We start from the raw sequence: 12,293 nt of genomic DNA, 5'->3' as shown, positions 1-12,293 counted from the left end.
TTATAAAAATTTCTTTTTAAAATCTTGTTTTTTTAATTTCAGTTTATATAAAATAAATGGAATTACATAGATAGAATTTACAGTACCTATAAAAATACCAAAAATTAGCAAAAAAGAAAACTTTCTTAGGAAAAAAGATCCAAAAATAATAAGTATCATTAAAGTAAATACAGTAGTTAAAGAAGTTAAAATAGTCCTTTTAGAAACTTGTTTAATAGACACTATAAAATTTTTACTATTACAATTTTTATAAAATTTAAAATTTTCTCTAATTCTATCAGATACTATAATATTATCATTTAAGGAATATCCAACAATTACCATAAAAGAAGAAATTGTATTTATATCAATTGGAATTTTAAAAAAAGCAAAAATTCCTAAAATAATTGTTATATTATTCAATAAAGAATATAGTATACTGATGGCTGTTTTTAATTCAAAACGTACATATATATAAAAAAATACAGAAAAAATAGAAAATATTATTGCTAAAATACTTCTATTAAGAGAATTCTTTCCTATTAATGGACCAATATACTCATTTTTCTTAATATAAAAATTTTTGTTTTCAATACTCTTAATTTTTTTTAGAATTTTCTGAGATATTTTTTGTTTATTTTGTAAATTTTTTTCTATAATACTAATTGTCATAGTATTATTTTTGAATGTACTTATATTTTTAATAGGGAATTCTTTTTCTAAAATTTTTTTTATATTTTTATGATTAAAATCAGATTCTGAGTATATTTCTAAAAAAATTCCTCCAGTGAAATCTATTCCAAAAGTCAATTTTTTATTTATGATTACTAAAAGTGATAAAAATACTAGGATAAAAAAAAATATAAAAAATACTTTTCTTATTTTGAAAAAATTTAGAAGATAAAAATTTTTTTTTAAAAATAAATTTGTATTCATTTATAAAACTTCTTCAAAAATTTTTTGTAGATCAAAAATTTTATTATATATTTCGTAAATATAAACGAATTTATAGTAGAAATTAGAGTGCCTATTATTGTAGCATAAGAAAAAGATTTAATTGTTTCGTTTCCTAAAAAAATTAAAATAATTGAAGCAATTATAGTAGTTATACTAGAATCTATAATGCTAGAATATACTTTTTTATAACTTTTTTTAATTATTTTTATAAAATCTTCTTTTTCTTTCTTGCTTTCTTCTCTAATTCTTTCATTAATTAGTATATTTATGTCTACAGAAATTGCTGTAATTAGCAAAATTCCTGCTAATCCATAAATATTTAATGTGATTTCTGGAATAATAGAAAAAATTGATATTATTAAAAATAAAGTAAATACTAAAGAAAATGCAGCTATTACTCCAAAGAATTTGTAGTGTATTGTAATAAACAACATTGAAAATAGTATTCCAATAGCACAAGATAAGATACTTTTTTTAATGTTTTCTTTTCCTAAAGAAGGCTCTACTATTTTTTCTTCTATTATTTGTATTGGAAGCTCGAATTGTCCGGATCTAAATAGGTAAGAAATCTTCCTAGCTTCTTGAACATTTTTGACACCTAAAATACGAAAATTATTTGATATAACAGATTGAATTTTAGCAATACTTATAGTATCTTCTACTTGGTAATTTTTATTTCCAATTTTATCAAATTTAATAAGTACTACAGAAAGTAAGCTTCCTATATTTTTTCTTGTAAAATTTTCTATTATTCTTCCTCCTAGATTATCTAAAAAAACATTTATTTGTGGATCTCCGTACTCATTTATACTTACATTTGAATCCAAAATATGATTTCCATCTAATATAGGAATTGATTCAATGTACAAATCTGAATCTTTACTAAAAAATAATTTGTTTTTTTCTTCAATATTTTTATATACAATCTTTCTAAATTCTACTCTAGTATTAGAAAATATAGTTTTTTTAAATTTTTCTATATTTTGTAATTTGGGAATTTCTATAGAAATACATTCGTCTCCTTTTTTTCTTACGTAATATTCAGATATACCTATTTTTTTAATTCTGTTTTTTATTATATTGATATTTTTTTCTACCAAATTGCTAATTTTTTGTTCCATAGATTCTAAAAATTTAAATTCTAAAGATTTAGAATTTTTTTTAAAATTGAGTATTTTAATATTATTTTTTTGTAAAAAAGATACTGTTTTTTTTTTTGAAAATTCTTCATAAAAAAGTATCTCTATTATGCCATCATTCTTTTCTATAATTTCTTTATAAGGAAGATTTTCATTCTTTAAAAAATTTTCTATAGATTTTCTTTTTTTTTGATTAAATTCTTTTAAAAATTCGTTTTTATTGACTTTAACTACTAAATTTATCCCCCCAACTAAATCTATACCTAATTTTATAGAATTGGCTCCAATTTTTTGCATCCAAATGGGTGTAGATATGTTTTTAGAAGAAATTTCAATAGCATCGATTAAATATTTTGAAAGAATTTTTTTTGCTTTATTTTGTAATTCAAAATTTTTGAATTTTATAAAAAAAAAATTCTTGTATTTTTTTATAGATTTGAAATAAATTTTATTTTTTTTAAGAATATCTGAAATAAACAAAAATTTTTTGTTAGGATCAGATATTTCTGTAAAGGAAACCTGTAAATAAGGATGAGATTTTAAAAAATTCGGTAAAGAATATATTATAGAAAGAAAAAATACAATAAGTAGAATAGAATTTTTCCAAAAAAAATTTTTTTGAATTTTCATTTTATATTATACTGCAGTTTTAGAGTAATTCTATAGTACCTTTTGGTAAGACAATAGATATGAAATCTTTTTTTATTAAAACTTCATTAGATTTATTTAAAGAAACTAAAACGTATCCAGATTCTTTTATCTCCACTACTTTTCCAATTAGTCCACTATTCGTAAGAATTTCATCTCCAGCAGATATCGAATTCATCAATTTTTTATGTGCTTGAACTCTTTTTTTTTGAGGTCTAAAAATAACTAAATAGAAAACTAAGAATAAAACTAATAGCATAATTAGTAAAGAATAAGAACTATTTGTAGAATTCATACTATCTGTGCTTCCAAAAACATAAGAATATAAGATATTCATGCTGATATTTTTAGGTGAATTGTTTTTTATAATACATATAGTTTTTATAAATCGCAATAAAAAATTTTATAAAATTATTTTCTAAAAATAATCTATATTTTTGTATCTTTTTTATATATACTAAAAAAAAATAACTTGGATAATCGTACTTATGACATTAGTATCACAATTGATTCCTGACTTTACTGCTTCTGCTGTTCTAAAAGATGGGAAAATTATAGATAATTTTAATATAAAAAAATATTTGAAAAATAAATACGGAGTAATTTTCTTTTGGCCAATGGATTTTACTTTTGTTTGTCCTTCTGAAATTATTGCTTTTAATAAAAGATATAAGGAATTCAAAAAAAGAAATGTAAAAATTGTTGGAGTATCTATAGATTCTGTATTTGTTCATCATGCTTGGCGTAAAACTAGCATTTCAAATGGAGGAATAGAAAATGTTGAGTATCCTATGATTTCTGATATAGATAGAAAAATTATGAAAAAATATGATGTAATTCATCAAAAAGAAAAAGTTGCACTTAGAGCAGTTTTTATAATTGATAAGAATGGTATAGTAAGAAGTGAAATTATTAATGATTTACCTTTTGGAAGAAATATAGAAGAAATCATTAGAATTATTGACGCAATTCAATTTTACGAAAAACACAAACAAGTTTGTCCTGCTCAATGGAATTTAGGAAAATCAGGAATTGTTCCAAATTCTAAAGGAATTTCTGAGTACTTATCAAAAAATCTTAAAGATTTATGAAATTTTAGATCCAAAATTTGGTTTTATAAAATGAAATAGTAATGAAATTTTTCTACAGAAAAAGTTTAGTAGTGAACTATATAAATAGGAAGTATATAACTATTTTAGATTCTACTTCTATCAAAGAATCAAAAAACTACATACTTAAAAAAATATCTGATGATTTTGTACCTATACAAATTTATGTTGTAAATTATAAAAACTATTTAGTAGGAGTAGTACCACTAAAATTTATTTTTTTAGAAAAAAATGATTCTCTACCTATTTTTAAAATTGCAAAAAAAAATTTTTTCTCTTTAGATATCACAGAAGTATGTAAAAAAGATTTAAGTTTTCCTTATGGAATAGAGAATTGTATTCCAATTACAAAAAAAAAAAAAATTATTGGAGAATTCAAAAAAAAAAAAGTACTACAAATCTTAAAGGAATCAAATTTTTGTGGAAAAAATAAAAAAAGAACTTATTTAGAAACGTCTTTCTTAAAACTTTGGAAAAAAAGAATTATTTGGTTAATGCTTTTATTTGTAACAGAATCTTATACAAGTCTAGTTTTAAGACATTTTTCTTATGAATTAGAAAAAGTGATTTCTTTATCTTTTTTTATACCACTTTTGATAGGAACTGGAGGAAATGTAGGATCGCAAATAGTAAATACGATAACAGTTGCCATGTCTCAAGAAAAATTGGAAATAAATAAAGTATTCTTTGTTTTAAAAAAAGAAGTTTTAGCATCTTTTTTAGTAGCCGTTTGTATGGGATCTATATCAACTATCAGAGTTTTAATGCTAGGAATAAACTACAAAGTAGGAATAGTAGTTTTTGTATCCTTATTCATTATAGTAATTTGGACTTCCATTATATCGACAATTATTCCAATTTTTCTAAAACATCTAAAAATTGATCCAACAAATGTATCTAATCCATTTGTTTCTACTTTAATAGATGGAACTGGATTGATCATATATTTTGAAGTAGCTAAAATATTTCTCTTAAATTATTTATAAGTAATGCCGATAATAGGATTTGAACCTATGACCATTGCATTACGAATGCATTGCTCTTCCTTTCTGAGCTATATCGGCATTATTTTTGGAGTATTTTCTCTATTATCAGAACTAAAATATGTATAATTTTAATATGAATTTCTTGTATTCTATCAGAATAAAATGAATATGGAGTTTTTATTGTTACATCAGATAATTTACATATTGATTCATTTTTATTTTTTTTACTAGTAAGAAAAATAATTTTCATTTTTTTTTCTTTTGCAAAAAAAATAGATTCTTGAATGTTTTTTGAATTTCCAGAAGTAGAAATACAAAATAAAGTATCATCTTTTTTTGCAAAGGCTTCTAAATATCTAGAAAATACCTTATCATATCCAAAATCATTAGATACACAAGTTATATAACTTGGATCTGTAACAGTCATAACTGGATAAGGATTTCTGTTATTTCTATATCTTCCTGTTAATTCTTCTGCAAAATGCATCGCGTCACAATGAGATCCTCCATTTCCTAAAGAAAAAACTTTTTTTTTATTCTTTATACAATCTGAAAGAATTATTGCAGATCTTTCTATATCTAGTATATTTTTTTCTTCTTTTATAAATTTTTCTAAGGTGCTTTTAGATTCTTTTAATTCTTTTAAAATAATTTTTTTATACATTTTATTTTTAAAATAATTAATTAACAAAATTTATCTATTCCAATAACAAAATCCAGAATTTTTTTGTATAATATCCATACTTTTTTTGTGTTCTTTTTCTTCTTCTATACTAGGAAACAGAACCCTTATTTTTCTATTTTTTTTTTGATAAATAATTTTTTTATTTTCGTATTTTTTTCTAAAATCCATTAAAGTTTGTCCCCCAGTCATTTTAAGAAATATATTTGCTAATATTTTAGCATCTAGTATAGCACTATGAATTTTTCTTTTTTCTTTTCCAATAGAATATCTAGAACATAAAGCATCTAAATTATTTGGTTTTCCAGGAAATAAACTTCTAGCAATTTTTAGAGTATCCACTATTTTGCATATTTCTTCTATTTTTTTTATTTTATATTTTAAAAAACTTAACTCATAGTTAATAAATCCTACATCAAATTTTGCATTATGTATAATTAGTTCACTATTTTGAATAAAATTGATAAATTTTTCTGCTATCTCATGAAATTTTGGTTTATTCTGCAAAAATTTTTCATCAATTTTATGTATCAAGAAAGCTTCTTTTTCAATTTTTCTATTAGGATTTATATAAGTATGAAAAATATTATTTGTAATTTTTCTATTAACTATTTCAACAGCTCCTATTTCTATAATTCTATGTCCTAAATAGTGTACTCCAAATTTATTCATTCCTGTAGTTTCTGTATCTAATATAATTTTTCTATCTTTCATTTCTTTTATAGTATAATTAAAAATATTGATACATAATTATACTATAACAAATGTACAAAAAAGTTGAAATCTTTATAGATGGTTCTTGCTTAAATAATCCTGGTCCTGGTGGATTAGGTATACTTTTTAAGTACAGAAATTATAACAGAACCTTTAGTAAAGGTTTTAAAAATACAACTAATAACCGTATGGAACTTACCGCTGCTATTTATGCTATAAAATTTTTAAAGTTTCCTTGTAAAATTAGTATTAGTACAGATAGTAGATACCTATACGATGGAATTACAAAATGGATTTATGTATGGAAAGAAAAAAATTGGAAAAATAGCAGAAAAAAATTTATAAAAAATGCAGATCTTTGGAAAAATTTATTATCTTGTAGCAAAAATCATATTCTTTGTTGGAATTGGATCAAATCTCATAATAGAATAAAAGAAAATGAGATATGTGATAAAATTGCAAAAAATGCTGCAAAAAAATACAGAATAAAATGAAAATTATTCAAATACCTTGTTTCTCTGATAATTATATTTGGATTGTACAAAATAAACATGAATATCTTATTATAGATCCAGGAGAATCTAAAAAAATTATAAAATTTTTAGAAAATCAAAAAATAAAAAAAATATCTATATTTTTAACTCACCATCATATCGACCATACAGAAGGAGTGCATGGTATTTTAAAATTTTTTCCAAAAACTACCGTTTTCGGTCCTAAAGAAATTTTTTTAAAAAATATTGATATAATAACAAAAAAATATTCAATAAATATTTTCCAAAAAAGTTGTAAAATTTTACAAATTCCAGGACATACTAAATATCATGTAGGATACTACTTAAAACCTTGGTTATTTTGTGGAGATACTTTATTTTCTGGTGGATGCGGAAGAGTATTTGAAACAAATATGAAAACTATGTACTCTTCCTTAAATAAAATTAAGGAACTTCCTGAAGAGACTATCATCTTTCCTAGTCACGAATATACACTAAATAATATTTTTTTTTCTAAAAGTCTTTTTCCAAAAAATAAGGTTTATCAAAAGTTTTATGAAAAAGTTAAAAATTTAAGAAAAAATCAAATAAGTACCTTACCTACAAATTTAAAAATAGAAAAAAAAATTAATATTTTTTTTCATTGCGCAAAAAACATTATGAAAAAAAAATTTAGCACTAATGATGAATTAGAAATTTTTTCTATTATTAGAAAAATGAAAGATAATTTTTAATTTTTATTATTTGAATAAAAATTGTCCGGCAATTTCCTACCCTCGCATAAAAGAAATTTACACTACTATCGGCACTACGATATTTAACTTCTGAGTTCGGAATGGTTTCAGGTGGATCAATCGCGTTATATTTACCAAAACAATTTTTATTCGATAAACAATTTATATATTCACGAGGTTAAGCCTCACGGATCATTAGTATCGGTTAGCTGAACACTTCGCAGTGCTTACACATCCGACCTATCAACGTCATAGTCTTTAACGTTCCTTAAGAAAACTTAAAGTTTTTGGGAAGACTTATCTTGAAGTAAGTTTCCCGCTTAGATGCTTTCAGCGGTTATCTTTTCCGTACATAGCTACCGGGCAATGCCATTGGCATGACAACCCGAACACCAGAGGTACGTCCACTCCGGTCCTCTCGTACTAGGAGTAGCTCTTCTCAATCTTCCAACGCCCATGGCAGATAGGGACCGAACTGTCTCACGACGTTCTAAACCCAGCTCGCGTACCACTTTAAATGGCGAACAGCCATACCCTTGGGACCTACTTCAGCCCCAGGATGTGATGAGCCGACATCGAGGTGCCAAACACCGCCGTCGATATGAACTCTTGGGCGGTATTAGCCTGTTATCCCCGGAGTACCTTTTATTCGTTGAGCGATGGCCCTTCCATACAGAACCACCGGATCACTAAGACCTGCTTTCGCATCTGCTCGAGCTGTCGCTCTTGCAGTTAAGCTAGCTTATGCCTTTACACTAAACTCGCGATTTCCAAACGCGATTAGCTAACCTTTGTACTCCTCCGTTACTCTTTAGGAGGAGACCGCCCCAGTCAAACTACCCACCAGACACTGTCTTCAATCCGGATAACGGATTAGAGTTAGAATATCAAATGTTAAAGGGTGGTATTTCAAGGTTGACTCCGTACGAACTAGCGTTCGTACATCACAGTCTCCCACCTATCCTACACATTAAAATTCAATACTCAATATCAAGCTATAGTAAAGGTTCACGGGGTCTTTCCGTCTTGCCACGGGTACACCGCATCTTCACGGCAAATTCAATTTCACTGAGTCTCAGGTGGAGACAGTCTGGCTATCATTACGCCATTCGTGCAGGTCGGAACTTACCCGACAAGGAATTTCGCTACCTTAGGACCGTTATAGTTACGGCCGCCGTTTACCGGGGCTTTTATCAAAAGCTTTTTCTTTCGAATAACTTCATCAATTAACCTTCCGGCACCGGGCAGGCTTCACACTGTATACTTCCATTTTCATGTTTGCACAGTGCTGTGTTTTTAATAAACAGTTGCAGCCAGCTCTTATCTTCGACTGGTTTCAGCTTAAAAAGTATATTTTCTTACTTACTTCCAGCGTGCCTTATCCCTAAGTTACGGCACTATTTTGCCTAGTTCCTTCACCTGAGTTTTCTCAAACGCCTTAGTATTCTCTACTTAAATACCTGTGTCGGTTTGGGGTACGATTAAATATAAATTGTGCTTAGAGGATTTTCTTGTAAGCATAGCATTAATTCCTTCATTACTTTTTTAAAGTAACTCGTATTTGCGTCTCAATGTAGTAAAATACGGTTTTTCCTATATTTTCATCTACTCGCTTAAACTGGGTAGTCCAAAACCCAGAGAATCTAGCTTTCTTCGTCCCCCCATCGCATTTATACTTAGTACAGGAATATTAACCTGTTATCCATCAACTACGCCTTTCGGCCTCATCTTAGGATCGACTTACCCTGCTTCGATTAACGTTGAACAGGAACCCTTATTCTTTCGGCGAGCAGGTTTTTCACCTGCTTTATCGTTACTTATGTCAGCATTCGCACTTCTGATACTTCCAATATATTTTTCAATATATCTTCTACAGCATACAGAACGCTCCCCTACCCAACAAATAGATTGTTGTCACAGCTTCGGTGTATAATTTAGCCCCGTTATATCTTTCGCGCAAGATGACTAAACCAGTGAGCTATTACGCTTTCTTTAAATGATGGCTGCTTCTAAGCCAACATCCTGGCTGTTTTTGCCTTCTCACATCGTTTCCCACTTAATTATAACTTAGGGACCTTAGCTGGTGATCTGGGTTGTTTCCCTTTCCACGACGGACGTTAGCACCCGACGTGTGTCTCCTATAATAGCATTCTTTGGTATTCGAAGTTTGCATTGGATTGGTAGTCCAGTATGAACCCCTAACCAAAACAGTGCTCTACCCCCAAAGATGAATTTATAAGGCGCTACCTAAATAGCTTTCGGGGAGAACCAGCTATCTCCCGGTTTGATTGGCCTTTCACCCCTAACCACAAGTCATCCGCTAATTTTTCAACATTAGTCGGTTCGGTCCTCCGATTGGATTTACCCAATTTTCAACCTGCTCATAGTTAGATCACCGGGTTTCGGGTCTATATCCTACAACTTATACAACATACATCGCCCTTTTAAGACTCGGTTTCCCTACGGCTTCCTTTTTTATAAAGTTAACCTCGCTATAGAATATAAGTCGCTGACCCATTATACAAAAGGTACGCAGTCACGCTAAAAAAAAAGCGCTCCTACTGCTTGTACGTATACGGTTTCAGGTTCTATTTCACTCCCCTATCAGGGGTTCTTTTCGCCTTTCCCTCACGGTACTTGTTCACTATCGGTCAGTCAAGAGTATTTAGCCTTAGAGGATGGTCCCCCTATCTTCAAACAAGATTTCTCGTGTCTCGTTCTACTCTTTTGAGAAAGAAATACAAAAATTTTCGAATACAGGGCTATCACCTTTTTTAGCTAGATTTTCCAAGTCTATTCTTCTAATTTTTGTACTTCTTATTTCTCTGGGCTGTTCCCTTTTCACTCGCCACTACTAAGGGAATCTCAAATTTGATTTCTTTTCCTCAGGTTACTAAGATGTTTCAGTTCTCCTGGTTAGCTTTACTAAACTATTTTTTCATTTAGTAATAATACTTTTTTTAAAGTATTTGGTTTCCCTATTCGGAAATCACCGGATAAATATCGTTTCTTATCAACTTTCCGATGCTTATCGCAGATTAGCACGTCCTTCTTCGCCTTTGACTGCCAAGGCATCCACCATATACGCTTATTCACTTAACCTCGTAATATATAAATTGTTTTATTAGAATTTGCTAGTCAATTAAATTGTGTAGACAATAATTTTTTTCGTATCTTTTAAAAATGTAAGGAGGTGATCCAACTGCAGGTTCCCCTACAGTTACCTTGTTACGACTTCACCCCAGTCATGAATCACAAAGTGGTAAGTGTTTTCCAAGTAAATGGTTAAACTGCTTGCTTCTTTTGCAACCCACTTCCATGGTGTGACGGGCGGTGTGTACAAGGCCCGAGAACGTATTCACCGTGCCATTCTGATACACGATTACTAGCGATTCCGACTTCATGGAGTCGAGTTGCAGACTCCAATCCGGATTACGACATATTTTATAAGTTTTGCTAATTCTTGCGAATTCGCTTCTTTTTGTATATGCCATTGTAGCACGTGTGTAGCCCTACTCGTAAGGGCCATGATGACTTGACGTCATCCTCGCCTTCCTCCGATTTATCACCGGCAGTCTCTTTTGAGTTCCCGACTAAAAAAAATCGCTGGCAACAAAAGATAAGGGTTGCGCTCGTTGCGGGACTTAACCCAACATTTCACAACACGAGCTGACGACAGCCATGCAGCACCTGTCTCAGAGTTCCCTAAGGCACTAAAGCATCTCTGCTAAATTCTCTGGATGTCAAGAGTAGGTAAGGTTCTTCGCGTTGCATCGAATTAAACCACATGCTCCACCGCTTGTGCGGACCCCCGTCAATTCATTTGAGTTTTAACCTTGCGGTTGTACTCCCCAGGCGGTCGATTTAACGTGTTAACTTCGAAAGCTACAGTTTTAAAAACATACTACAACCTTCAAATCGACATCGTTTACGGCGTGGACTACCAGGGTATCTAATCCTGTTTGCTCCCCACGCTTTCGTGCATGAGTGTCAGTATTCGTCCAGGGGGTCGCCTTCGCCACTGGTATTCTTCCAGATATCTACGCATTTCACCGCTACACCTGGAATTCTACCCCCCTCTACGATACTCTAGTTTGTTAGTTTCAAATGCAGTTCCTAAGTTAAGCTTAGGGATTTCACATCTGACTTAATAAACAACCTGCGCACTCTTTACGCCCAGTAATTCCGATTAACGCTAGCACTCTCCGTATTACCGCGGCTGCTGGCACGGAGTTAGCCAGTGCTTCTTCTGTAGGTAACGTCAAGTTTTTAGCATTTTTAGTACTAAAAACCTTCTTTCCCACCGAAAGTGCTTTACAACCCTAAGGCCTTCTTCGCACACGCGGCATAGCTGCATCAGGGTTTCCCCCATTGTGCAATATTCCCCACTGCTGCCTCCCGTAGGAGTCTGGACCGTGTCTCAGTTCCAGTGTGGCTGATTATCCTCTCAGATCAGCTAGAGATCGTAGCCTAGGTAAGCCATTACCTTACCTACTAGCTAATCTCGTCTGGGTTCCTCAAAAGGCATAAGGTCAAAAAATTGATCCCCTACTTTAATCATTTTAAAAAATGATTTTATTCGGTATTAGCTATCGTTTCCAATAGTTATCCCAATCCTTATGGCAGATCCCCAGATATTACTCACCCGTTCGCCGCTCGCCGGCAAAAAAAGAAATAAATCTTTTTTTCCGCTGCCGCTCGACTTGCATGTGTTAGGCTTGCCGCCAGCGTTCAATCTGAGCCATGATCAAACTCTTCAATTTGAAATTTCGTACTAACAAACAATTTTTGTAGATACAATAGCAGTATTGTCTACACGAAAATTTTATATTTTAAAGAACTAAAAATATT

9 protein-coding genes, 1 tRNA gene and 3 rRNA genes are annotated in these 12,293 nt (G+C 30.0%); 4 read left to right on the top strand and 9 right to left on the bottom strand.

What is annotated here, in order from left to right; translation table 11 throughout:
* Genes secF through yajC form a run of 3 tightly spaced genes read right to left on the bottom strand, consistent with a single transcriptional unit; the run spans nucleotide 1 to nucleotide 3,060 of the window.
* Nucleotides 1–915: a protein translocase subunit SecF gene (gene secF, locus AOQ89_RS00065; protein WP_080872076.1), complete on the bottom strand. Its 915-nt coding sequence runs from the start codon at nucleotides 913–915 to the stop codon at nucleotides 1–3.
* Entirely contained in the window at nucleotides 912–2,705 is a 1,794-nt protein-coding gene (gene secD, locus AOQ89_RS00060; RefSeq protein ID WP_080872074.1) for a protein translocase subunit SecD, read from the bottom strand. Before secD ends, secF begins: the two co-directional genes overlap by 4 nt.
* 19 nt (nucleotides 2,706–2,724) lie before the next feature.
* Nucleotides 2,725–3,060 carry a preprotein translocase subunit YajC gene (gene yajC, locus AOQ89_RS00055; RefSeq protein ID WP_080872072.1) on the bottom strand — a complete coding sequence of 112 codons (336 nt, stop codon included), beginning with the start codon at nucleotides 3,058–3,060 and terminating at the stop codon, nucleotides 2,725–2,727.
* A gap of 151 nt (nucleotides 3,061–3,211) precedes the next feature.
* Between yajC and AOQ89_RS00050 the strand changes: the two genes are divergently transcribed.
* Together AOQ89_RS00050 and AOQ89_RS00045 are read left to right on the top strand one after the other, a co-directional pair.
* Nucleotides 3,212–3,814 carry a peroxiredoxin gene (locus tag AOQ89_RS00050; protein WP_080872071.1) on the top strand — a complete coding sequence of 201 codons (603 nt, stop codon included), beginning with the start codon at nucleotides 3,212–3,214 and terminating at the stop codon, nucleotides 3,812–3,814.
* Nucleotides 3,815–3,855: 41 nt separating this feature from the next.
* Nucleotides 3,856–4,818, top strand: a complete 963-nt coding sequence (locus tag AOQ89_RS00045; RefSeq protein WP_080872066.1) for a magnesium transporter — start codon at nucleotides 3,856–3,858, stop codon at nucleotides 4,816–4,818.
* Nucleotides 4,819–4,822: 4 nt separating this feature from the next.
* Here AOQ89_RS00045 and AOQ89_RS00040 read toward each other — a convergent pair.
* The 3 genes from AOQ89_RS00040 to dnaQ form a co-directional block, all read right to left on the bottom strand.
* A tRNA-Thr gene (locus AOQ89_RS00040) sits at nucleotides 4,823–4,896 on the bottom strand.
* Nucleotide 4,897: 1 nt separating this feature from the next.
* Complete coding sequence (gene lpcA, locus AOQ89_RS00035; RefSeq protein ID WP_080872062.1) at nucleotides 4,898–5,482, bottom strand: D-sedoheptulose 7-phosphate isomerase; 585 nt, start codon at nucleotides 5,480–5,482, stop codon at nucleotides 4,898–4,900.
* 30 nt (nucleotides 5,483–5,512) lie between these two features.
* Entirely contained in the window at nucleotides 5,513–6,214 is a 702-nt protein-coding gene (gene dnaQ, locus AOQ89_RS00030; RefSeq protein ID WP_080872059.1) for a DNA polymerase III subunit epsilon, read from the bottom strand.
* A gap of 50 nt (nucleotides 6,215–6,264) precedes the next feature.
* Between dnaQ and rnhA the strand changes: the two genes are divergently transcribed.
* Together rnhA and gloB are read left to right on the top strand one after the other, a co-directional pair.
* On the top strand, nucleotides 6,265–6,708 hold the full coding sequence (gene rnhA, locus AOQ89_RS00025; RefSeq protein ID WP_080872056.1) for a ribonuclease HI: 444 nt from the start codon (nucleotides 6,265–6,267) through the stop codon (nucleotides 6,706–6,708).
* Nucleotides 6,705–7,442 carry a hydroxyacylglutathione hydrolase gene (gene gloB, locus AOQ89_RS00020; RefSeq protein ID WP_080872053.1) on the top strand — a complete coding sequence of 246 codons (738 nt, stop codon included), beginning with the start codon at nucleotides 6,705–6,707 and terminating at the stop codon, nucleotides 7,440–7,442. Before rnhA ends, gloB begins: the two co-directional genes overlap by 4 nt.
* Before the next feature lie 23 nt (nucleotides 7,443–7,465).
* Here the strand turns inward: gloB and rrf are convergent.
* The 3 genes from rrf to AOQ89_RS00005 all read right to left on the bottom strand — a co-directional run bounded on the left by rrf (nucleotide 7,466) and on the right by AOQ89_RS00005 (nucleotide 12,205).
* Nucleotides 7,466–7,581, bottom strand: a 5S ribosomal RNA gene (gene rrf / locus AOQ89_RS00015).
* A gap of 35 nt (nucleotides 7,582–7,616) precedes the next feature.
* Nucleotides 7,617–10,544 (bottom strand): 23S ribosomal RNA (locus AOQ89_RS00010).
* Between the two features lie 84 nt (nucleotides 10,545–10,628).
* Nucleotides 10,629–12,205, bottom strand: a 16S ribosomal RNA gene (locus AOQ89_RS00005).
* The 16S, 23S and 5S rRNA genes sit together here, the layout of an rRNA operon.
* Between the last annotated feature and the right edge of the window lie 88 nt (nucleotides 12,206–12,293).

This window comes from bacterium endosymbiont of Pedicinus badii (genome assembly GCF_002075085.1).
Taxonomy (GTDB): domain Bacteria; phylum Pseudomonadota; class Gammaproteobacteria; order Enterobacterales; family Enterobacteriaceae; genus PRUG.
The sequence above is the reverse complement of the archived record's forward strand: the minus strand, read 5'-3'. Positions and strand labels throughout refer to the sequence as shown.